This is a genomic window from Steroidobacter agaridevorans (genome assembly GCF_009932555.1).
Taxonomy (GTDB): Bacteria; Pseudomonadota; Gammaproteobacteria; order Steroidobacterales; family Steroidobacteraceae; genus Steroidobacter; species Steroidobacter agaridevorans.
The window spans coordinates 353,585-376,904 of the sequence record NZ_BLJO01000007.1; the positions used below are offsets into that span (position 1 = coordinate 353,585).

At 61.5% G+C, this 23,320-nt stretch carries 13 protein-coding genes; 7 read left to right on the forward strand and 6 right to left on the reverse strand.

Annotated elements, in window-relative coordinates; genetic code table 11:
* Positions 1-31: 31 nt before the first annotated feature.
* Complete coding sequence (locus tag GYH35_RS25155; RefSeq protein ID WP_161829819.1) at positions 32-502, reverse strand: nuclear transport factor 2 family protein; 471 nt, start codon at positions 500-502, stop codon at positions 32-34.
* A 228-nt stretch (positions 503-730) separates the two neighbouring features.
* Between GYH35_RS25155 and GYH35_RS25160 the strand changes: the two genes are divergently transcribed.
* The 4 genes from GYH35_RS25160 to GYH35_RS25175 are packed head-to-tail and all read left to right on the forward strand — an operon-like array spanning position 731 to position 9,379.
* Complete coding sequence (locus tag GYH35_RS25160) at positions 731-3,454, forward strand: TonB-dependent receptor (RefSeq protein ID WP_161829820.1); 2,724 nt, start codon at positions 731-733, stop codon at positions 3,452-3,454.
* Positions 3,455-3,468: 14 nt separating this feature from the next.
* Positions 3,469-4,638: a glycoside hydrolase family 88/105 protein gene (locus GYH35_RS25165; RefSeq protein ID WP_161829821.1), complete on the forward strand. Its 1,170-nt coding sequence runs from the start codon at positions 3,469-3,471 to the stop codon at positions 4,636-4,638.
* Positions 4,635-5,876: a DUF4861 family protein gene (locus GYH35_RS25170; protein ID WP_161829822.1), complete on the forward strand. Its 1,242-nt coding sequence runs from the start codon at positions 4,635-4,637 to the stop codon at positions 5,874-5,876. The genes GYH35_RS25165 and GYH35_RS25170 overlap by 4 nt, the downstream gene beginning before the upstream one ends.
* A complete protein-coding gene (locus tag GYH35_RS25175; RefSeq protein WP_161829823.1) occupies positions 5,876-9,379 on the forward strand; it encodes an oligogalacturonate lyase family protein in 3,504 nt (1,167 codons plus the stop codon). The genes GYH35_RS25170 and GYH35_RS25175 overlap by 1 nt, the downstream gene beginning before the upstream one ends.
* A gap of 112 nt (positions 9,380-9,491) precedes the next feature.
* On the opposite strand, the gene GYH35_RS25180 is transcribed toward GYH35_RS25175, so the two are convergent.
* The 4 genes from GYH35_RS25180 to GYH35_RS25195 form a co-directional block, all read right to left on the reverse strand.
* Positions 9,492-10,958, reverse strand: a complete 1,467-nt coding sequence (locus GYH35_RS25180) for a pectate lyase family protein (protein WP_161829824.1) — start codon at positions 10,956-10,958, stop codon at positions 9,492-9,494.
* Positions 10,958-12,379, reverse strand: coding sequence for a glycoside hydrolase family 28 protein (locus GYH35_RS25185; protein ID WP_202624665.1), 1,422 nt, complete (start codon positions 12,377-12,379; stop codon positions 10,958-10,960). Before GYH35_RS25185 ends, GYH35_RS25180 begins: the two co-directional genes overlap by 1 nt.
* 138 nt (positions 12,380-12,517) lie before the next feature.
* On the reverse strand, positions 12,518-15,892 hold the full coding sequence (locus GYH35_RS25190; protein ID WP_161829825.1) for a DUF4450 domain-containing protein: 3,375 nt from the start codon (positions 15,890-15,892) through the stop codon (positions 12,518-12,520).
* Between the two features lie 86 nt (positions 15,893-15,978).
* Positions 15,979-18,801, reverse strand: a complete 2,823-nt coding sequence (locus tag GYH35_RS25195) for a TonB-dependent receptor (RefSeq protein ID WP_161829826.1) — start codon at positions 18,799-18,801, stop codon at positions 15,979-15,981.
* Positions 18,802-19,108: 307 nt separating this feature from the next.
* Here GYH35_RS25195 and GYH35_RS25200 point away from each other — a divergent pair, with 307 nt between their 5' ends.
* From GYH35_RS25200 to GYH35_RS25210, 3 genes are all read left to right on the forward strand, one after another.
* Positions 19,109-19,507 carry a GFA family protein gene (locus tag GYH35_RS25200; RefSeq protein ID WP_161811689.1) on the forward strand — a complete coding sequence of 133 codons (399 nt, stop codon included), beginning with the start codon at positions 19,109-19,111 and terminating at the stop codon, positions 19,505-19,507.
* Between the two features lie 79 nt (positions 19,508-19,586).
* Positions 19,587-20,387, forward strand: coding sequence for an endonuclease/exonuclease/phosphatase family protein (locus tag GYH35_RS25205; protein ID WP_161812506.1), 801 nt, complete (start codon positions 19,587-19,589; stop codon positions 20,385-20,387).
* A 99-nt stretch (positions 20,388-20,486) separates the two neighbouring features.
* Complete coding sequence (locus GYH35_RS25210) at positions 20,487-21,137, forward strand: GntR family transcriptional regulator (RefSeq protein ID WP_161811688.1); 651 nt, start codon at positions 20,487-20,489, stop codon at positions 21,135-21,137.
* Positions 21,138-21,234: 97 nt separating this feature from the next.
* On the opposite strand, the gene GYH35_RS25215 is transcribed toward GYH35_RS25210, so the two are convergent.
* Positions 21,235-23,320: TonB-dependent receptor domain-containing protein (locus GYH35_RS25215; protein ID WP_202624669.1), on the reverse strand; the 2,086-nt coding region annotated here is incomplete at its 5' end.

The following is a 23,320-nucleotide window of genomic DNA, read 5'->3' on the forward strand; positions in this document are numbered from 1 at the left end:
TACGCATCAATTGTGACCTGTATCGCGGCTCTCACAAGCCGAGCTCACTCAACCCCGGGTGATCCTCCGGCCGCCGTCCCTGCGGCCAGCGATACTTGCGCTCCGCTTCGGCGATCGGCACATCGTTGATGCTGGCGTATCGGCGCTGCATGAGCCCGTTCGCATCGAACTCCCAATTCTCGTTGCCGTAAGAGCGATACCAGTTGCTGGAATCGTCGCGCCATTCGTAAGCGAAGCGCACGGCGATGCGATTGTCGCCAAAGGTCCACAGCTCCTTGATGAGCCGATACTCGAGCTCGCGACGCCACTTGCGCGTCAGGAACTCGACGATCTGTTCGCGTCCTTGCGGAAACTCGGAACGGTTTCGCCACTTGCTATCGACGGTGTACGCGAGCGCGACGCGCGCCGGATCGCGACTGTTCCACGCGTCCTCCGCGAGGCGAACTTTCTGAATCGCGGTCTCGCGAGTGAAGGGCGGCAAAGGGGGACGTGCGTCGCTCATGAGATTGGCCTCCGTTGTCAGCAAAGAAGAATCTACTCACCTGAACACGCGCGCAAGCATCAATCCAAATCCCGCATCGCGCGATCCACAACGGCACTGAATAAAGCGGATTGGCAGGGTTGTCACCGGTGTCAGCGTTCAATAGGCTAGTTATGAAAGCGCGTTTAGTTATGAAAACGTGTGTTGCCAAAGCAAGAGAAGCAAGCTCGGGGGATCTGGATGATGCGCATGGGTTCGAAACGCGGCCTGGCTCATTGGGCCGTTCGTTCAGCGGTTGCTGCTGCCCTCACCACGACCGCCGCGACACAGGTCGCCGCTCAGGAAGTCGAAGAAGTCGTCGTCACGGGCTTTCGCGAAAGCTTGAACAAGGCGCTCGACACCAAGCGAGCCGAAATTGCCGCCGTCGACGCCATCGTGGCCGAAGACATCGCCGACTTTCCCGATTTGAACCTGGCCGAAGCGATTCAGCGCATTCCGGGCGTGACTATCAACCGCGAAGGCGGCCAGGGCCGCACCATCACGGTTCGCGGTCTGGGCGGCGACTTCACTCGCACCAACATCAACGGCATGGAAACTGTCGCGGGCACGACCGGCAATCGCGGCCGCGGCTTCGACTTCAACGTGTTCGCCTCCGAGCTGTTCCAGAGCATCGTGGTTCGCAAAACGCAGACAGCCGATCTCGACGAAGGCTCGCTCGGCGCCACCGTCGATCTGCAAACCGCGCGGCCCTTCGACTATCAAGGCTTCCGCACGGCTCTATCCGGGCAGGCGAGCTTCAACGACGTCACCGAGAACACCAACCCGCGCGCTGCCGGACTCATCAGCTGGTCGAACGACGACCGCACCTTCGGCGCCCTCTTCTCCGCGGCGTACAGCGAACGCAATCCTTTCGACGAAGGCTTCGGCACCACGCGCTGGGGCGACAACGGCCAGGCAATCATCGATCGCACGCCCGGCAGCACCTCCAATCCCACCGGCAACTTCGGCGGCTGTCTGCCTTGTGCGTCACCCGACGAGCTCACTGCCGTGAATGAAGGTTTCCATCCGCGCATCCCGCGATATGCGGAGAGCTTGCTCGAACAGAAGCGTTACGGCCTGACCGCCGCGCTTCAATGGGCGCCGACGGAAAAGACACTGCTCAACTTCGACGCGCTGTACGCCTACTACAGCAGCCAGACCGAGAACGCGAACGCCGGCTCCATCTCTTTCAGTCGCACCAACGCGACAGGCATCAACGAAACTGTGGTGCGCGACTACGCGCTGGAAGGCGACAATCTGGTCTACGGCGTGTTCGACAACGTGGATCTGCGCTCCGAAAACGGCTTCGAGCGCCATATCACCAAATATCATCAGTTCACGCTGAGCGGCACGCACGAATTCAGCGACACGTTCCGGCTCAGAGCCTTGGTCGGCACGAGCGAGAACGATCTCGACACGCCCTACAACTTCTCCTTCGCCTACGACGCGCTCAACGTCGACGGCTACACCTATGACTTCCGCAACGGCCAGGACCGCATGCCGTACCTGGTGCACGGTATCGATATGACCAACCCGGCGCTGTGGACGCTCACCGAAGCGCGCCGGCGCGAGAGCTCGGTCGTCAACAGCTACGACACCGGCAAATTCTCGCTCGAGTTCGACGTGACCGACGGCCTGACCTTGAAGGGCGGCGCGCTGGCCAAGAAGTTCGAAGTCGACATGCAGGACTTCTCGTCCGGCGGCGCCCTGGCGGCGGATCGACGGCTGGTAGGAGTCGGCGACATTGCTCGCAACTTGCCCGTGGGCCGCGATCTCGACATTCCGGCAGGCTCGGACCGCAATTACATCGTGCCGGACGTGTGGAAATCCGCGGGCTACGTCGGCTTGTTCAACGATCCCACCTACGCACTGACTGTGTCGACCGGGGACACGCGCAACGTCTCCGAAGAAGATGCCAGCGCGTTCCTCGCCGCCGATTTCGAATACGACATGTTCAGCATGCCGCTGCGTGGCTCGGCTGGCGTTCGCTACGCGAAGACCGAGGTGACTTCCGCAGGCATCCTGAATCGCACCGGCACCGGCAATGAAGTCGTGCGAGTCGACAACGAGTACACCGACACGCTGCCGTCGCTGAACCTGGTGCTGGAACCTGCTTCGGACTTCCTGGTGCGCTTTGCAGCCGCGAAGGTCATGGCGCGCCCGGCATTGGGCGATCTGACGCCCGGCGGCGAAGTCAACGTGGGCTCGCGCACGGTGAAATTCGGCAATCCATTGCTCGATCCGTTCCGCGCGACCAACTATGACCTCGGCGCCGAGTGGTATTTCAAAGATGAGGCGCTGCTCGCCCTCGGCTTGTTCTACAAGGACATCAAATCCTTCAGTGTGAAAGAAACGCGCGGCCTGCCCTTCAGCGAAACCGGCCTGCCGCTCGATCTGCTCGCCGGCATCGATCCGGCGACCGCGTTCGAAGTCACCCGCAATATCAACGGCGAAGGCGGCTGGATTCGCGGCCTCGAGTTCCAATATCAGCAGCCGTTCTCGTTCCTGCCGGGCGCCTGGAGCAACTTCGGCTTCATCGGCAACTACACCTACATCGAATCCAGCGTGAAATACGGCGTGGATCCGGATGGCCACGGCATTCGCAACGACCTGCTCAACCTCTCGCGTAACACGTACAACCTGACGTTGTACTATGAAACGCAGAAGTTCAGCGCGCGTGTCTCGTCCGCCTTTCGCGGCAAGTACCTCACCGCGTTCCCGGGCGGCAACGGCACGACCGAGGAAGGCGTGAACGATGCGACCAACATCGACGCGTCCGTCTCGTACAACGTTACCGACACGCTCACCGTGTCGTTGGAAGGCATCAACTTGACGGACGAATACACGGACTCTTACGTCGACCGGGACAATCTCGTGTCCCGCTATCGTCATACTGGTCGCGAGCTGCTGCTGGGCGTACGCTGGACGTATTAACCTCAGGGATAAACATGTTCGCTCGACGTAACGCAGGAGTCATCGCGACGCTCATCTCCAGCGTCGCGATGCTGGCAGGATGCTCTACCGCTTCGGACGCGCCTCAGCGCGCGTCCGATCCGGCCGTCGCCACGAAAAGCTATTTCTCCAATTGGCCGGAAGGCGCCGATCCGGCGATCGTCGGCCGGCGGATCGCCAACAACTTCGCCGCGCGCGGCTTCGACTTTCAGGTGAACTCCTTCCACCGCTGGATCATCTATCCAGAGGTCTGCGCGTGGTACGGCGCGTTGCAAGTGGCGCAGATCACCGAAGACCAGGGGTTGCAACAGCAGCTCATCGGCAAGTTCGATCAGTTTCGCACGCCCGAGGGCGCGAGGCGCCTCAGCCCGCGCTCGCACGTCGATTACCGCATCACCGGCGTCGTTCCGCTGGAGATCTATCTGATCAACGGCGACCCGTCGTATCTCACGCTCGGCCGCGACTTCGCCGATAAGCAATGGGAGAGCACGACGCCCGATGGCATCACGACCGAGGCGCGCTACTGGTCCGACGACCTTTATATGTTGCCGGTACTGCAGGTTCAGGCGTATCGCGCGACCAGGGACGCGAAGTATCTGGATCGCGTGTCCATGACGATGGTCGCGTACCTCGACAAGCTGCAACAGCCGAATGGATTGTTCCTGCACAGCCCCGACTCTCCTTTCTATTGGGGGCGCGGCAACGGCTGGGTCGCGGCCGGCATGGCTGAAGTGCTGTCGGTACTGCCGCCGGAACATCCGCACTACAACCGCATCCTGCAGGGTTACAAGTTGATGATGGCCGGCCTGCTGAAGTATCAGAGCGCGGATGGCTTGTGGCTGCAGCTGATCGATCAGCCGGACTTCTGGCCCGAGACCTCGGGCAGCGCGATGTTTGCGTTTGCACTCGTCGAAGGCGTGAAGCGCGGTTGGCTCGAGGCATCGGCTTACGGTCCGGCCGCTCGCAAAGCCTGGCTCGGCCTCGTCCCCTACGTCGATGCGGCGGCCAACGTCCGCGAGACCGTCGTCGGCACCAACAAAGCTTCGAAAGAAGTCGGCCCGGATCTCGACGTGCAGAAGAAGTTTTACTTCGACCGTCCGCGCAAGACCGGTGATCTGCATGGGCAGTCGCCGATGCTGTGGACGGCGGCGGCGCTGCTGCGATGATCGAACGTACTGCGCTGGCGCTCGGCATCGCCGCAGCGCTATGCATGTCAGCGCAGGACGCTTTTGCGGCGAAGGCGACGATCGTTCTTCACAACGACGCCAGGCTCGCGCGACCGGCGGAAACCATCGCCATCCCCTTCACCGAAGTAAAGAAGGCGCTGCCCGACCTGGTGTTCGATCAGGTGATCGTTCGCGATGCCAAGGGTGCGATCGTTCCCTCGCAGGTCACGGCGATGAAGCATGTTCATCGCGGGCCCGCCGAATATGACGACTTGATCTTCCAACGTGACTTTCGCGCCGGCGAACAGCGCGTGACCGTCACGATCGAATCCACTTCCAAACCCCAGCCGCCCTTCCCCAGCAAGGTGTGGGCAGGTCACGTGCCGGAACGGTGGGATGATTTCGCTTGGGAAAACGACGAGATCGCTCATCGCGCCTACGGCCCGGCCCTCGCGCAGCCTGTCGCCGGAAAAGATCAGATGACCAGCAGCGGCATCGATCTGTGGACCAAGAAGGTGCCCTACCCCGTGATGGATCGTTGGTATCGCAAAGGCCACGACGGCTTGCACACGGACACCGGTGAAGGCCTGGATTTCTATGAAGTCGGCCGTGGTCGCGGCGTCGGCGGCGTAGGCGTTTGGGACGGCCAGCAGTTGGCAGTGTCTGGCAACTGGCAGACCAACCATATCTACGCCAATGGCCCCGTGCGTGCGATCTTCGAGCTCACTTACGAGCCTTGGGATGCCGGCGGTGTGAAAGTCACCGAGCGCAAGCGCTTCATCGTCGATGCCGGTCAACAGCTCGATGAAGTGCACAGCACGTTCGATTTCACCGGCGATTCGCTGACCGTGGCCATCGGCCTGACCGAGCATCCTGCCGCCGCAGACGTTCAAGTGAGTTCTGACGATCGCAACAAGGTCGTCGCGCTGTGGGAGAAGTACAAAGATCATCCGCCGCACGACGAGCTCGGCACCGGCATCGTGCTGGCGCCCGAAGCACAGTTCGCCGGCTTCGCGCGCACTACTCCACCCGCGAAGGGTCGGCCCGATAGCTTGATGCTCGTGAAAGTCGAACCGGGCGAGACGGTCCGTTATTTCGTAGGTGGCGCGTGGAAGCCGGCCGGCAAGATCAAATCGGCTGCGGATTGGAATGCCTATCTCACATCGAAAGCTGCGCGCATCGCCGCGCCGATTCGAGCGGAGATCAATGGCGTGCAAGTGACGCTTGGAGGTAGTTGATGCGATTCAGTTTGAGCGCGGCGCTGGTGCTGTTGCCAGCCGTCCTTTCAGCCACGCTGCAGGTTGCCGTAGCTGCCGAGCCGGAGCCTCCCACCGAGTGGATCGATCAGGAAACCGGCCATCGTGTGATCCGGCTGTCGAAGGAACCGGGCACGGCGAGCTTGTACTTTCACCAGAACAGCTATTCGCCCGATGGCAAGAAACTGATCGTCACCACCGAACACGGCATTTCCACGATCGATCTGACGACGCGCAAGATTGCCGAGATCGCCAAGGGCGACAACCTGCGCATCATGGTCACGGGCCGAAAGAGCGGCAATGTCTACTACACGCGCCAGGATGAGAAGGACAGCAAGGCGCGCTGGGTCTATGCCACTCACATGGACACGCACAAGACCCGCAAGATCGCGAAAATCCCTCGCGGCAGTCTGGTGTCCGTGAATGCCGATGAAACCTTGCTGCTCGGCTCCTGGGTCGACGGCGAAGAAATCCAGGTCGGCGAGGCGCCGAAGGAGCCGCAGGTCGGCCCGGATGGCAAGCCCATCACTTATCACCAGGCGCGCGGCCTGCGCATCCGGCAAGTGTTCGAGCAGCGGCTCGAACGCACCATCTTCACGGTCAACATTGCGACGGGCGAGCTCAAGAATGTCCATACCGCGCGCGACTGGCTGAACCATCTGCAGTTCTCGCCCACCGATCCGAACCTGATCATGTTCTGCCACGAAGGGCCGTGGCACGAAGTGGATCGCATCTGGACGGTTCGCACCGATGGCTCGCAGGTCACGAGGATCCATGAGCGCACCATGCACATGGAGATCGCCGGTCACGAGTTCTTCTCCGCCGATGGCAAGACGATCTGGTACGACCTGCAAACCCCGCGCAGCGAAGTGTTCTGGGTCGCCGGCTACAACCTCGAGACCAAACAGCGCACCTGGTACAACCTGACGCGCGACCAGTGGTCCATTCATTTCAACGTCAGTCCCGACGGCACGATGTTCGCGGGCGACGGCGGCGACGAGGCGCAGGTCGCCGAGGCGAAAGACGGCAAGTGGATTTATCTGTTCCGTCCCAAGCTGGCCGAGAATCGCGCGACCGGCCCGGTCTCGAAGCAGAACCTGATTCATGCAGGCCACTTCGAAGCCGAGAAGCTGGTCAGCATGAAGTCGCATCACTACCGACTGGAGCCCAACGTCACCTTCACGCCGGATCAGAAGTGGGTGGTGTTCCGCTCCAACATGCATGGGCCGACGCACGTGTATGCGGTGGAGATCGCGAAGGCTGACAGCACGGCCACCACGAGCAGCAACGATGAATCGCGCATCGACCGTCGCGCGCTCACGCAACGTCACAACCCGACACTGACCAAGGTCGACCCGTCCGCCCCGCTCATGGTCGGCAACGGCAACATTGCATTCACTGCCGACATTACCGGCCTGCAGACCTTTCAGGATCAGTACTCCGCTCTCGTACCGCTGATGACTCAGGCACAATGGGCCTGGCACAGTTTCCCGAATCCGCAAGGCTTCACGGAAGCGGACGGCTTCACGCAGATCGACGTGCGCGGCAAGAAGTATCCATACGCGTACTACTCGGATTGGCAGGACGCATCCAAACCCGCCATCGCATGGCTGCGCGAAAACCCGCACCGATTCTCGCTTGGGCGACTATCGCTCTATCTCACATCGAACGACGGCAGGCCGGCAACATTCACCGAGCTTGCCGAGCCCCGGCAAAGCCTCGATCTCTGGAGCGGCTCACTCACGAGCCGCTTCTCATTTGAGGGCAACGAAATCCAAGTGCAGACGCGCGTGCACCCGACACTCGACATGGTGATGGTCGAGCTCAGCTCGCCGCTGCTGGCGAAAGGTCGGCTCGGCGTGGATGTGAAGTTTCCGGGCGTGTCCTCCAAGCTCAATCCCGATCCAGCGGACTGGAATCGTCCTGACAAGCATCAAACGATCGAGCGCGCTCGCGACACACGCCATCTGAAACTCGACCGCGTCCTCGACGATACCCGCTATTTCGTGACTGCGCAGACCGACACGGATGTGAAGTTCAGTCCCGCGGGCCCGCACACCTATCGCGTCCTTCCATCCGGCCGGCCCGATCGATTGACGCTGATGGTTTTGTTTTCGCCCAAGGCGATTGGCGACGCCCTTCCGGATGCGGCGACGGCGAAGAACGACACCACCACGCACTGGAAGGACTATTGGTCCAACGGCGCGATGGTGGACTTCACCGGCAGCACCGACCCACGCGCGAGTGAGCTGGAGCGTCGTGTCGTGCTATCGCAATACCTGATGGCGTTGAATGGCGCCGGCACCTTGCCGCCGCAGGAAGAAGGATTGTTCTCCAACAGCTGGAACGGCAAGTTCCACATGGAAATGCATCCGTGGCATTCAGCGCACTTCGCGCTGTGGGGCCGGCCGGAGCTGCTCGAACGCAGCATGTCGTGGTATTTGCAGCACCTGCCTGAGGCAAAGAAGCTGGCTGCCGGGCACGACGTTCGCGGCGCCTGGTGGCCGAAGATGGTCGGGCCCGAAGGTCGCAACAGCCCGAGCAAAGTGTCGCCCTTCATCATGTGGCAACAGCCGCATCCTATTTACCTTGCCGAGCTGCTTTATCGCGCTCAGCCATCGCGCGAAACGCTTACCAAGTATCAGGAGCTGGTGTTCGCGACGGCGGATCTGCTCGCTTCTTTCCCTCATTTCGATCAGCAGCGCGGTCAGTTCGTCATCGGGCCGCCGATCATTCCGGCGCAGGAGGTGTGGGCGCCGTTGACCACGTTCAATCCAACGTTCGAGCTGGAGTACTTCCGTTACGGGCTGACCACAGCACAGAAATGGCGTGAGCGACTCGGCCAGCCTCGCAATGCCGATTGGGACCGCGTGCTCGGTAAGTTGTCGCCGCTGCCGAAGAAGGATGGCTTGTATGTCGCGACCGAGTCATTCCCGTCGCTCTGGGATCAAGCGCGTAGCGCGGAGTGTTCGAATGGGCGCACCCGGCACGAGTGTTTCAATCGCGATCACCCGTCGTTTCTTGGCGCGTTTGGACTGTTGCCCGGCGAGAGCGTGGATCGGCCCACGATGAAACGCACGCTGAACGCGGTCGACACGTTGTGGGATCTGCGGCAAACCTGGGGCTGGGATTATCCGCTGATCGCCATGACGGCCGCACGCTTGCAGGAGCCGGAGACCGCAGTAAAGTTTCTGCTGTTCAATGGCAAGAACAATCAGTACGGCAAGAGTGGCATGACGCCACGCGTTCATCTCGATGAACACGCGGACAGCTTCGTTCCTACAGCCGACGGTTCAGCGAAGCCGGTTGGGCCCGATGGTCCGGGCTACACGCGGGCGGCGGAGACTTACTTTCCGTCGAACGGTGGACTGTTGTTGGCGGTGGGAATGATGGCCGGCGGCTGGGACGGCTCGACCGGCAGCGCGCCGGGCTTCCCGAAGCAAGGGTGGGTTGTGCGGGCAGAGGGGCTTCGTCCCTTGCCCTGAGTCCTCGAGCCCGAAAGATACAACGCACGCCTCGGCGGCGTGCGAACCACCGAGGCCTCTTCTCCCGGCCTCAAAGCAAGCAAACGTTACTTCGCGCCCAACCTGAACGCAGCTACTTCACGAGGCTATTGAGATAGCGCTCGATGTTCGAGTAGCCAGCCCTGTCGATGCTGGCAGCATTGGCTGGATCTTTCGGATTCAGCTTCTGCGCCTTCTCCCAAACATCCGGCATGCCATCCCTATCCGCGTCCGCGGCAGCCACGCCAGCGCGAATCTCCGGCCACCCACCGACGTCCTTCTGACTATTGATCAGCTTGCCAGTCTTGTCGCGCACCGACGCGACGATACGCTCATCGACCGCATCCCGCGATTTCGACGCCCCCGCCGATGCGAGCACACGCTTATACGCATCCGGCGCACTCTCCGTTTTCACTGGCCCAAACTTGAACGGCTGTTCCGTCTTGAACACAACCGGCTGCTGTGAAGTCACAACGAGCGACCACTGATCCTGCACCAGCTTGCCGTCCATGTAATTGCCCGCGAAGTGCGTCTTGCCGCTGGCGTTCCGAATGTACAGCGCGACCGGCCCGCCGGTCGCCGAGCCCTGCTGATACCAGTTATTGACGAAGTTCGAATGCGTATTCGCATTGCTGTTCAAATCTGCCCCAGCAGCGAAGCGCGATGTATTGTCCGGCCGGCCGTAGAACGGATCCATGTTGTAGCCCCGCTCCAGACCGGGCTGCCAGTTATAAAAATCGGTCGTCGCCCCCGGCCCCCAGTTGTAGAAAACGTTGTTCCTGAAGTCCATGACAATCCCTTCCGGATCGTCCTTCGCGCCGGCGTAGTTGCCGATGCGAGGCATGCGGGCCTCGTGATGCGCCCACAGATTGTGATGGAACGAATAACGTGCGCCGTACGAGCCCTGAATCAAGCTGCCATAACCATGCTGGCCCTTCTCATGGCCGGCATCGTTCAACGACTCGGAAATGATCGACCACTGCACCGTCACGTCCGTCAGATGCTTCAATCCCGGCTCGACCCGCTGCGTCACCGACAGCGTCTCATCGTTCGACCAGCTCACCGAGCAATGGTCGATGACGATGTTGCGCCCCTGCCCCACGGATACCGCGTCGGCCTCGAGCTTCAACTCATCGCCCATGCGAGCTCGGAGATAGCGAACGATGACTTCATTCGCACTGATCTGCAGCGGGTAATCGCGCAGCGTGATGCCGCCGCCCGGTGCGGATTGGCCAGCGATCGTGATGAAGTCGTTCTGGATCTGCAGCGGGCTCTTCAATCGGATCGTGCCATCGACGTCGAATACGACGATGCGCGGCCCTTCGGCTTCGACCGCTGCCCGCAACGAGCCCGGCCCAGCGTCATTCAGGTTCGTGACTTTGTAGATCTTGCCGCCGCGACCGCCTTTCGTGTAACGACCGAAACCTTCCGCGCCCGGAAAGGCAAGCACTGCCTCCGCCGATTGAACATCGGCCAAAGCGAGCCGCGCCGCGGGCAAGCACGCAACTGCGACGGCGGCAGCAACAGCGGCACGAACGCCATTCTCAACTCGACACTTCATCAAAGCCCCCGCACATTCTTGGACTGCTTCAAATCCACCGACTTGCCGTCGAGCGACAGGAGGGTCACGTCCTTGAACGAAAAATCCTCTGCATTCGCAATGCTGCCCGCAGCCCACGCGTCCAGATGCAGCCGCTCGAAGCGGAAATTCTTCAGCGGCTTCTCCGGATACGCCGAGATCTCGAACGCCGTCTTCGCGCCCACAGCCTGCACATCGTGAACGTACACATCGCTCAGCTGCGGAATGCCCCGCTCTTTCGGCACGGGCGTCGACAAGGTCTTCCAATAGCCGGGATAGTCTTTGATGCCTTCCGGAATCTTGGCGTAGCTGTACGCGGGATACCAATTCAAGTTCACGCGCATCACGACCGGCACGTCCTGCATGAACACGTCGGAGATCTCGATGCCGGAGATCGAGCCGCCGCGCGTCTGAGCGGACTTGAACAGAATGCCGACGGGCGTGGGGTGATACACCTTGATCCCAGACACTTTGACGTTCTTGAAGCCGCCCGAAGTCTCGCTACCGAACGTCACGCCAGCGGCAGCATCGCGAATGATGCAGTCCCGAATGACAACGTCCTCAGTCGGCCGCGAGACGCGCAAGCCATCCGAGTCGCGCCCCGCCTTCATGCACAACGCGTCGTCGTTGCAGGTAATGTCGGCCTTCTCGACCAGCACCTTGCGCGAGGAATCGATATCGATGCCGTCGGTGCTCGGACCGCGTCCCCCTTCGTTGTTGCGAATGATGACGTTGTAGACCGTCACATCCTGGGAATAGCAAATGTGCACGGTCCAGAACCCGGCGCGATACAGCGACAGGTTCTCGATCCGCACGTTCTGTGCTTCGAAGAACTGAATCAGGCGCGGGCGACGGCAATCGTAGTCCGCGGCCCAGCGAATGCCTTTGGGATCGTACTGACGGCGCAGGTTCCAGTAGCTGTCCCAGAACACTTTGCCATTGCCGTCGATGATGCCATCGCCCGTCAGCTTGACGTTCTGTTCCTTGTAAACATTGATGAGCGCGGCCGGCCACGTCATCTCGATGCCAGCGACGCGCGTCGGCAGCAACGGATAGTCTTCGATGTTCTGCGAGCCTTGCAGCCGCACGCCCTGGTCGACCCGGAACGTCACGCCGTTCTTGAGAAACAGCGAGCCGGTCGAGTACACGCCGCCGTCGAAGATCACCGTGCCCTGCGTCTTCGCCGCCGCGTCGATCGCCGCTTGAATGGCCTGGGTGTCGAGCGTCGTGCCGTCGCCTTTGGCGCCGAAGTCCTTTACTTGATACGTGTTTGGCTGCTTCGGGCTCGAGCTCGCGGCGCTGCTGGCGGTTGGCGCGAGTGAACTCGTCACGCCCGCGAGCGCTGGCATTGCAACCGGTGCAGCCGCCAGAGCCTGCAGCAATGAGCGACGCTGTATCGACATAGGATTCAAATCCGGGAGGTGCTGGAGAGGATTGCGAGCGCGGCGGCGAATGCTTCTGGGGGGCTTAACTCATCCACACGCCGCGCTCGACTTACTTGATGAACGATCGATTGTAGGCCGGCATGCACCCGGATCAATTTAAAGAGCGTCCCGAGGCATGCACACTTTGGATTGATCGTCGCGAGCCAGCGTCACCGCCATCAGGCCAATGACCGCATCGTTCGCGAGCGCCCGAACCGTGAGCGATTTGAGCGTGCGCTGCTCTTCCAGAGGGAAATCCAGCACCGTGGCTGCGCCGCCGGCGACGGCGCCGCCAGCGGCAGTTTGCTCGGACGAGGCCGGACGCACGCGACCCGACTGCAGATCGATTCGCGTCGGGCGGGTGACCTGCAGTGGGAACTGATAGCCATCGGTCAAATAGTCCCGATCGATGGGCCACCACGTCGACGGATTACGCAATGGGAAGCGCGTGGTTGTCCCATCGGTGTAGGCGATCACGATCTCACCGTTGTCGAGCCGACTCTGCATGTGATTCGTCGAGCCGGCCATCAGCAGGTGCGCGTGCCTTGCGGGACCGCACAAGGGAATCGCAGCTTCCCGCGGGTAGTTGTCCCACTGCGATGTGAAAATCACATTCGCCGCACCGGGCTTCCCCGGCGTCCTGAAGACGACGCCGTCCGGAAGTACGAACTGATTGTTCGAGGCTGCCGCGAGTCGGCGCAGGCCGGAGTCGTCGATCTCAGCCATCGCGTTCACGTGGCCTGCCCAGGCGCCGATGCCTTGCGCGGGCAAAGCCAGCGACACGTACGGCGAACGGGGCGTTCGATATTTCCCCTTGCGGAAGATCTCGGTGACGCGGTCGTTGAACTTTCCATCCAGATTGATTGGCTGGAACTGCATCTGCACCGAACGTCGATAGGCGGTCGTCGGTGACGGTTGCGAGTTGACGGGCACATCGAGCGACGGTTGCCACCAAGTGAACGCGCCTTGCGTCGTCTGTGTGAACCGATTGCCGGGCACGTCCTTCAGCTGCAGCTCCGCGCCAGCCCATTCGATCTCCACGATCGTCGCCTTGTTTGCATTCAAGGGCGTCAGGATCTCGAGCATCGGTCGGCCGACAGATTCCGGATCTGCATGCCACTCGGCTCGTTGACCGTTGACCGTGACGCTCGCAATCCTCTCGTGCGTCGCCGGCAGCCGAAGCTTCAATGACTTGAACCGATGCGCGACAAGTTGCGTCACCGTCCATCGATCCACCGCGCCCTCTCGCTCGAACGCGAGTTTGAGATTGGGATGCGCGAGGCTAGCGTGTTGCCAATGCGACGGCAGTCCCGGCCGCAACTCAAGAACGCCGCTCAGTGCGTCCGGCGTGATTCCGAACAGCCCTTCGACGATCGCACGCGCCATCACGCCGGAGCCGTCTGCAAAATCGCGCTGAGCTTCACGGCGATATACGTCGAGGTGATTCATCGATCCCACGTTGCCCGGCGAGATGCCCATATACATGCTCGCGAGCAGGGAGCTCTTCGCCAGCCGATAAGCCGCGTCGACGCGGCCGGCCTGCCAGAAACCCAACGCGGTGTGCAGGTTCTCGCCCATCACGACGTTGTTGATCGACCAGGAATACGGCATCCAGTTCGTGGTCGAAAACATTTCGTATCGCCGGTCGTCCGGCACACCGGGGCCGGTCACAGGCAAGCGAGGATGGAGCCGCTCGACGGCACTCGCCATCGACCACGCCTCCCGCGGCGCTGGCACGCCGGAATCCATCGTGTGATAGAAGCTCCACAACCCCGCGCTCGGATGCACCAGCTGCAAACCCAACAGATCCTTGTATTCGGCGAATGCGCCCTCGTTCTTCCGCCACAGATAGTGGCGCATCGCATTGCCGATCGCATCGGCTTCCGCCTCGTATGGCCTCGCGTCATGGCCGAGCAGCCTGGCGAGCGTCGCCGCCATCCGGTTGTGATAGAGGTTGTACGCGGAGGCATAAGCCACACCGCCGCCACTGTACTGCAAATCGTCGCTCGCCCAGATCTGCGCGTACGCTTCATACAAAGGCAGATCGCGCTTGTCGGCGCCATCGGCGAACTGGCGCCGGAACAGACGTTTCTCCCAGGCGAGATGCTTCCCGATGATCGGCCAGGCTCGTCGAGCAAACTCGAGATCGCCGGTCCAGGCGAGATGGCGGAACAGTGCGTCGATGAACACTGCATTCATATCGTAATGGGCGTTGGCCATATCGCCGTTCGAATGCAGGCCGGCTTCATTACGCGCGAGATTCGAGCTCTCATCGGCCGGTGGCAGGCGATCCGGAATCGGATCTGTGTTCTGCCGCCCGAACCAATACTCGAAGTTTGCCCGTGCACGCTCATGCCAACCCAACGCATCTAGTGCATAGGGCCCGCGCCAACCGAGCAACTTTGCACGCCATGCAATCGCTCCGTGCATGATGGCTTGCTGACGTTCATCCCAAACGGCATCGGCGGCCACATTCAGCGCGGCGACCGCTGCGTTCAAGAATGGATCGGGCGTGTCGATGACCACGCGAGCGCGCAGAGCCGCGAAGTGCTGACGTGTAGATTCGAATCGCGACGGCAATGAAGCGGCTTTGAACTCCGCCGCGAGCTGAGCGCGGGCAGCTGGAGCATCCGCGTTCTTTCGCTCGGCCGTAACGGCGCTGTAGACATCGAGCTCCGTCGTTGCGTCGGCGTCGCTCGCGAGACGCTGGATAGATAAGTATGCCGACGCTCTTGTGAGCGGCAGGGCCCCAACGACCAGCGGTTTCGTTGCCGCAGTGTTCGTCGCATGCTGGAGTGGCGCGAACAACGAATCTATTCGGTCCCAATGCTCGGCATCGGCGACGCTCATCCGACCCGACGGCGAAACTACGCCGGCCAATGTCGCGGCCTTCGCTTCGAGCCTGAACCGCCCGGCCTTGCTTATTTCGATCCGATTGTCAGCGGCGAACTCCGGCTTCGGCTGGAACCACTCACTGATCGGTACAGGCTCTGTCCCGATGTCGCCGTCGCGCTTGCCGCGCTCGCCGTTGACACCGCCAAACGCCCACAGCAGCTCGACACCGGCCGTGACATTTTCCGGCGTTACTCGAAGGATCAGTCCTTCGGTGTCGCGATACGCCAACGCCGCGATTTTCAGCACCCCGGCTGCGCCTAGCAGAGGATCGCGGATCTCGTAGAACAACTCGCCGGGACGATAGCCGCTCGTGATATCGGCTGCCGAGTGAAGCCAGCGCGCTTCACCTCGCGCACGCAATGCCAAGCGCAGGTTGCCGCCGCGCCCCGGCAGATACAAAACGAACTCCGGCTTGTCGCCGCCGTCGACCCGGAACGCGGTGTTGCCACCGTACAGCGGGCGATTGAATCGCTCTGCGCCGTCATGGATGACGAACGCGTCCCCCTGCGGCTGGTACCGCAGGGGGCGTTCGATCAGCGCTCTGGTGTTTGGATGAATCCCACCGACAGCCGACGGCGCCTGCGCGTGCGAAACCACAGCGACACACGAGGCGAGGACTCCAGCTGCAACGACCCTCCATTTGCGGATCGACCCACACTCAACCGACAACAATGACTCTCCAATCAAAAGCTATAGCGAAACCCGGCCGTGTACTGACGTCCGAAGTTGCGGTAGTACTCATTACGCTCTGCGCGCGTGTCGTTGTACAGGTGTTCGTACGTATCGCCGAGGTTCTGGCCTTCCAACGAGATTTGATAATGATCGCCGAACGAGTAGCTCAGCGAAGCATCCACATAGACGCTGCCCTTGGTCGCGTCGGCATCCTGGCCATTCAGGCCCGGCACGATGCGCAGGTAGTCGTCGCGATATGCAGCAGATACGCGCGCCTCGAATCCCGCCACGCTGTAATAGAGCGTCGCGTTCGCCGACTCTTTCGACAGGTTGATCAACGGCAACACCGCCGTTCTTCCCGGCGCCCCTTCGGGCAGAGCTGGATTGACGATGTAGGTGATATCGGAGCTGACGTGCGTGTAGTTGCCGAGCACACCAAAGTTCTGCAGCCATCCGGGCAGGAAACTCAGCGGCATCTGCAGGTTGAACTCCAAGCCTCGCAGCGGACCGCCATCGCTATTGACCGGCCGCGAGAAAATGAAGTCATCGCTCGGCGTGACGCCGGTGCCAGCCAATACGGCCTCCGGAATGCCGAGCGTGTTGAAGGGCTGAGTCGTGCGCAAGGTGGCAATGTAAGTCTTCACGTCCTTATAGAAGAAGCCCAAGGACACGACGGACTCCGGCGCGAAATACCACTCCACGCCCACATCGAACGCATCGGCCTCGATGGGATCGAGATTGGGATTGCCCTGGTTGACGGTGCGCGTGCCGCCGGCCACGTTCACCGCACCGCCCGGCGTCAGCTGTGCCAGCGGCGGACGAGTCATCACGCGAGATGCAGCGAGCCTAAAGAGCACATCGTCACGCAGCTCGAAAGCCACATTCGCGGCCGGCAGCCAATCATCGTAGCTGCGTGACACTCGCAGCAGCTGGGTATTGACGCCTGCTTCGGCGAAGCCCACAGCGTCCTGATCCGTGCGAACGAACCTCACGCCGATATCACCACGCATGGGCAATCCAAACACCTCGGTGTTGAAATCGCCCTGGATGTAACCGGCCGTGTCCTTTTCGTCGACGGAATAGATATTACTGCGCGCCGATGCCACGTCGCGCCTGAGCGCGAACACACCTGTGTTGCCGTAGATATCGAATATGTCGATGAAGGCTTGCTCGTCTGGAACGACCCAGTCCGTCGCCGTTTCAGCCGGCACGCCGAAGCCCTCGAAGCCCGAGAACCGGTGCACCAGATCGGCCACCGTGACTCCGGCCGGCAACGTGGGAATATTCCGCTCGTTGGCCATGCGACGCGAGTCGGAATCGAAGGTGTACTTCCGGACGTTGAGGCCGCTCTTCAACGTCCAGACCTGCGACAGATCGAACTCGACACTCAGCGCGCCCTGCCTGAAGGTATTCTCGACGCCCTGCGGCCGCAGCCGAATCTCCGGACCCGTCGAACCGCCTGTGAATCCAGGCACGGCCGGGCCGTAGTAATAGTTGTTCGGATCGGTCGTATCGAATCCCCACACGATGCGCGGCCGTGTCTGGCTATCGCGGAAGTCATAAATGAAACCGTCCGTGTTGAGCCGATCCACCTGCAGCGTCGTTTCCCGCGGCTCGTCGAAGTCGGAGTCGGAGCCGCCCAATTGCAGTTGCGCGCGCCACCGATCGTTGAACTCCTGCTTGACCGTCAAGCCCGCCTGTTTGAAGACGGTGTTGAAATCGAAGATGGAGTTCTCCGCGCGCAGATCGACATTGTCGAGCACCGCATAGACCAGATCGTTGCCGCGAACCTCGGCCTCCCGCACGATGGTTTCGGGCTTGCCTTGCTGGGACTGCGCGCGAAACAGTCCGATCGGCGTCAGCAAATTCTCCTGCCGCAATCCTTCATGACGTGAGTACAGCAGATCCAGCGACACTTCCGTCCCCGCCCGCGGCTTCCATTGGATCGCCGACGTGATGCCGAGTCTTTCATTTTCGACTGCGAACTGCGCCAGCCGCGGAATGCGCGGATGATAGATGGAGGTTGAGCGAAGCTGTTCGTAGCTGATGCCCACCGGATACTGGCCGAAACAGACGCCGGCGGGATTCGCGGGGTCGCACCAGCCGCCGTTCTCGGTCATGCGGTCCCAATTGAGATTGTGGCTGGCCTGACTGATCTTGCGACTCTTCGAATACGCCGCCGAAACCAGTACGCCGAACGTGTCGTCGAAGAATGTGTCGGAAGCCAGCAGCGCGAAGCGTGGATCGGTCTTCTCGCTCAGATCGTTGTAGCTCACCTTGGAAGAGAACGCGAACTGCGTGCCGGCGTTGTCGAACGGCCGCGCAGTCTGCAGGTCGACGGTCGCGCCCAGCGAGCCTTCCTCCGTTTCAGCGGACGGGGTCTTGCGCACGGTGAGGCTGTTGAACAGCTCGGAGGCGAACACGTTGAAATCGAACCCTCGCGAGCGATTGATGCCTTCGAAACCATTGGAGGTGGTCTGCGCCTCCAATCCATTCAGACGAACTCGCGTGTAGTCGGGCCCGAGGCCGCGAACCGAAATGCTGCGCCCCTCGCCGCCATCGCGAGCGACCACGACACCGGGCAAACGTTGCAACGATTCCGCGAGATTCGCGTCCGGAAACTTCGCGACGTCTTCGGCTTTGATCACATCCACCACGCCGCTCTGCTCACGCTTTTCTTCCAGCGCGAGCGCCAGGCTGCCTCGATAACCAGTAACGACGACTTCCTCGACCAGCGGCGCGGCTGCCGATGTTTTATCCGCCTGCTGAGGTGCGGCGGCTGCGCTCACCGAAACCAGCACCGCCACGCCCGCCCATACTTTCCTTGCCGCCATGTAAATCTTCCTGATTATTTTCGGACGCGGGCAGCCGCATGCACGGCTCGAGTCCGTTCATGTTGATCCTCGACTTCGCTTGCGAAAGCGCCGTCCCCCTGCCCAGCGGAATTGCAAAATTCTGCGATTGCCACCGGTGTCAACGAGCATCGCTCCATCGCCAGGGCACTGTCAAGAGAGCGGCCGTCCGAACAAACGGCGGCCTGAGAGCGGAATCGGCGCGAGCAAGATCCGACGCTCGATGTCGGCAACATCGCCACTGGTTCGTCTTCTTGTAACCTGTCGGTTTTACAGTGGAGAACACCTCATGAAGCAGACTTACTCCGGTGGTTGTCATTGCGGCGCGGTCCGATTCGAAGCCGATGTGGATCTGAGCCAGGGCACGTTGAAGTGCAACTGCTCGATCTGCAGCAAGGCTCGCGCCTGGCTCGCGTTCATCGGTCCCGCTGATTTCCGGCTGCTGCGCGGTGCGGACATGCTCAGCGACTACCAGTTCGGACCGAAGAACATTCATCATCTGTTCTGCAGGACCTGCGGCATCAAATCTTTCGGTCGCGCCCGCACGCCCGACGGCGAAGGCGTTGCCGTCATGGTGAGCTGCCTGGAGAATATCTCCCCTGCGCAACTGGCGGCGCTGCCGGTCATGTACGTCAATGGCCTGCACGATGATTTCCAATCGCCGCCGGAGGAGACACGTCATCTATGAGCACGAGCGTACCGTGACCCGAAGCATCGGCCGACTCATCCATCCGTGGCCCCCACTCCTGCTATGGATCGTCGGCTGCATGCTGGCTGCGCTGCCGGTGCATGCGCAGCCGCTTCGCGTCATGACATTCAACGTTCGTTTGCTTACTCCGAACGATGGAGCAAACAACTGGGACGCCCGGCGCGACCTGGTCGTGGCAATGCTTCGCGCCGAAGATCCCGACGTCATCGGCACGCAGGAACTCTTCAAACGCCAGGGCGATGAGATCGTCGAGCGTCTGCCGCAATTTGTCTGGTTCGGCGAAGGCCGCGGCGGCGGCGATGCCGACGAACACATGGGCGTGTTCTATCGCAAGGATCGCCTGCGTGTGCGTGAGTCCGGCAACTTCTGGCTGTCGGACACGCCCGATGTTCCAGGCAGTCGCACGTGGGGAAATCTGTATCCGCGCATGGTGACGTGGGCGCGCTTCGAGCGCCTTGCCGACGGCGCAACGTTCACGCTCTACAACACTCACCTGCCCTATCGCGATAGCGACGAGCCCGCTCGCCTTCGATGTGCGGAGCTCATTCGCGATCGCTTGGCCAAACTACCTGCAACGGAACGCGTCGTTCTGCTCGGGGACTTCAACACCACAACGGAGAGTCGCGTCTACTCGAGCCTCACGAACTCACTGACGGACGTTTGGACTGCCGCCCCAGAACGCAGCGGCCCGGAAGGCACCTTCCACGATTTCACCGGCAAGCCAGAGCGACGCATCGACTGGATATTGGTTCGCGGCATGAAAGCGAACCGGGTGGAGACGGTCACGACGCACCGTGAAAAGCAGTATCCGTCGGATCATTTTCCCGTCATCGCGGAGCTCGAGCTGGCGGTGCGTTGATTATGTAGCGCGCCTGCAGCGATTCAGGCTCCGGCTTTCGCCCGCCGGTTCGGGTATGATCGTCTACGGTATTCCATCTGGAGCCGTGTTCCCGCCGCCATGAGCATCGTCGTCCGCACGCTTTCCGATCGCGTGTTCGAAGTCGTCCGTGAGCAGATCCTCAAGGGTCGGCTGCGCAACGGCGAGCCCATCCGGCAGGATGCGTTGGCCACCGAGCTCGGCATCAGCAAGATCCCGCTGCGGGAAGCGCTGGCGCGGCTGGAGCAGGAAGGGTTGCTGATCAACCACCCCAATCGGGGCTATTACGTGCAGGCGATGTCGCGCGAGCAGGTCGATGAGATCTACGCGCTGCGGCTTTCAATCGAACCGCAAGCGGCGGCGTATGCATCGAGCGTTGCGACGGACGACGATCGTGCGGTGGCGATGCGAGCCTTCGGCGCGCTCGATACTGCCGCGCACAGCAACCTGGCCGATGTGGCCGTTCGCAATCGAGAGTTTCACATCGCGCTGGTGGAGCCGGGCCGTCGCCCCCTCACCACGCAGCTGGTCGAGCGACTGGAAGTGCTGGCGGAGCGGTACGTCATCGCTCATCTCGAACCGGCCGGTCGCGACGCACGCGCCCACATCGAACATCAGGCCTTGTTCAACGCCTGGCTCGAACGTGACAAGCGCAAAGTGGAAAAGCTGCTGAAGGAACACATTCAGGGCACGCTCAAGGATCTGCGAGCTCAGCTCAAAGCCCCCGACTGAGCGCTGCGTCGGCACGCAACGCTCGATCCGCCGAATCGCTGAAACACCGGGATGAGACGGCGCGCTGTCGAAGACAACGCGCCGTCCACCCGTGGAATCAGAATTCCACCGTCATGCCGAAGTACACCAGGCGGCCCATCGGATCGTAGACACCCGGATAGGTGTTGCCGTTGCCGAACGAGCTGAGCAGCCCCGCGGCGATCACCGGCGGATCCCGATCGAACACGTTGTTGACGCCGGCGCGGAACTCGACGGATTCCACCCACTTCCAGGTCGCAGCCAGATCGAGGTAGCTGTAACCGGTGATGCGGCGGTTCATCGCGATGTAATTCGTCCCCTCATCGTCCAGCAGGAAGTCGTTGCTGGAGAGTCCGACCGAGCCGAAATATCGCCAGTTGGCCGACACGGTGGTCGATTGCTGCGGCGAGGTCCAGGTCATGCGGACGTTATGACGCCACTTCGGCGAGGGCTGGCCGCAGGTCGGGCCATACAAACCGACGCAGTTGTAGCTGTCCAGGCCCGGCAACGGCTCGGTGCGACGGCTGTTCAACCAGGTGCCGACGAAAGAAATATCGATCGAGCCCAGGTCGGGAACGCCCGGCAGGAGGTTGCCCAGGTCGAAGTTGTAGCCGGACGTGAAGTCCATGCCCGAGGTCTGCAGATAGCCGGTGTTCTGGTTGGTGGCCGTGAGATAGCCGTTCGTGCCGAACAGTACGCCAGACACCGGATCGCGATGGAACAGGCTGCAGAAGTACTCCGAGCCGCCGTTCAGACACTCATTGATGATCGTCGGGGCATCGACCGGGCCGATATAACCATCCACGAAGATGTCGAAGTAGTCCGCCGAGAACGTGAAGCTCGGCAGGAAGCTCGGCGTGAACACGAAGCCGTAGGTGTAGGTGTCGGCGATTTCCGGCTGCAGACCGAGGTTGCCGCCGCCGAGCGTCACGCAAGTATCGGCCGGACACTCGGGAATCAACCCATATTGAGTTTCAGTGACACCGCTGCGAATACAGTCCTCGAGACTCTGCTCGGGGTTCGCTCCGGAACACGGATCCTGCGCAGCCACGTTGCCGAGCGCCTGCGCGGCGAACAGCTCTGTGATGTTGGGAGCACGCACCGCGCGGTTGTAGCTGCTACGGAGCTTGAACGAAGACATCGGCGCATAGCGCAGCTCGAACTTGTACGTGTCCGCAGTGAAGCCGGTGCCGCCCTGGATCGAATAGTCCGAATAGCGATAGCCGAGGTTCACGGCCAGCTCGTCCACGAACGGCTTGTCCGAGACCAGCGGCACGTCCGCTTCGATATACAGCTCTTTGACATTGAACTCGCCGGCGTTCTCCTTCGTCCCCTTCTGCTGAGCGAGCGCATCGGCCTCGAAGGTCAGATCTTCAGTGCGATGTTCCACACCGGTCGCAATCGCCACACCCGCCGAGGCGAACGGGCTGCGGATGCCGTACTGGTCCAGATCGCCGTTGATGGTCAGATTGGCGACCTTCTCGGTCTGCACACCGTGCGTGAAGGTCGGAGTCAGCAGGTAGCCATAGGCTTCGTCGCTGATGCCGAACGCAGAGAACACGTTGGCGGGGATGCAATCCGGATCGGTGCCGTCAACGACGGATCGGCAAGTAGGCACGCCGCCGACATTCACGACCTGCAGCGCCCGGGCGCCCTTGTTCAGATCCAGATCGTTCTTGTAGCTCTCGTCGTAGATGACTCGAGAGAACAGATAGCTGACATCGTAGGTCCAGCCGCTGGCGATGTCGCCGCGCGAACCGAGGTTCATGCGGTAGTCGGTGTGGCGCAAGTCGTCGATACGCGCGCCGCCCGCACCGGCAAAGCGATAGCCGACGAACGTGTTGACGTTGGTCGCCGTGCCCGCAGCCGCTCCGCAAAGGATCGCGGCCTGGTCACTCGACATCAGCGGATTGTCGCAGTTGATCGGATAGACATTGCCCTGGAAGTACGCGCTCGGCGCAGCCTGCGAGTACGTCTGGTCATCCATGAACATCACGCCGCCGTACAACTTCATGTGATCGCTGTAGTCGTAATGCGCGAATCCGCCGGCAGTGAGGCGCCGGTCCTGGCGCTGGATGTAGTTGGTCGGCGCGTAGTTGTACAGGAATGGGTCGTTGTCGGAATCCACCGCCGCCCAGGACTGCGAGCCATCCTTGGTGTTGTTG

Coding starts and splice junctions, on each gene's coding strand:
- GYH35_RS25200 (WP_161811689.1), top strand. CDS start 19,109: ATGAAGCAGACTTACTCCGGTGGTTGTCATTGCGGCGCGGTCCGATTC.
- GYH35_RS25185 (WP_202624665.1), bottom strand. CDS start 12,379: ATGTCGATACAGCGTCGCTCATTGCTGCAGGCTCTGGCGGCTGCACCG.
- GYH35_RS25195 (WP_161829826.1), bottom strand. CDS start 18,801: ATGGCGGCAAGGAAAGTATGGGCGGGCGTGGCGGTGCTGGTTTCGGTG.
- GYH35_RS25160 (WP_161829820.1), top strand. CDS start 731: ATGGGTTCGAAACGCGGCCTGGCTCATTGGGCCGTTCGTTCAGCGGTT.
- GYH35_RS25180 (WP_161829824.1), bottom strand. CDS start 10,958: ATGAAGTGTCGAGTTGAGAATGGCGTTCGTGCCGCTGTTGCTGCCGCC.
- GYH35_RS25210 (WP_161811688.1), top strand. CDS start 20,487: ATGAGCATCGTCGTCCGCACGCTTTCCGATCGCGTGTTCGAAGTCGTC.
- GYH35_RS25205 (WP_161812506.1), top strand. CDS start 19,587: ATGCTGGCTGCGCTGCCGGTGCATGCGCAGCCGCTTCGCGTCATGACA.
- GYH35_RS25170 (WP_161829822.1), top strand. CDS start 4,635: ATGATCGAACGTACTGCGCTGGCGCTCGGCATCGCCGCAGCGCTATGC.
- GYH35_RS25165 (WP_161829821.1), top strand. CDS start 3,469: ATGTTCGCTCGACGTAACGCAGGAGTCATCGCGACGCTCATCTCCAGC.
- GYH35_RS25175 (WP_161829823.1), top strand. CDS start 5,876: ATGCGATTCAGTTTGAGCGCGGCGCTGGTGCTGTTGCCAGCCGTCCTT.
- GYH35_RS25155 (WP_161829819.1), bottom strand. CDS start 502: ATGAGCGACGCACGTCCCCCTTTGCCGCCCTTCACTCGCGAGACCGCG.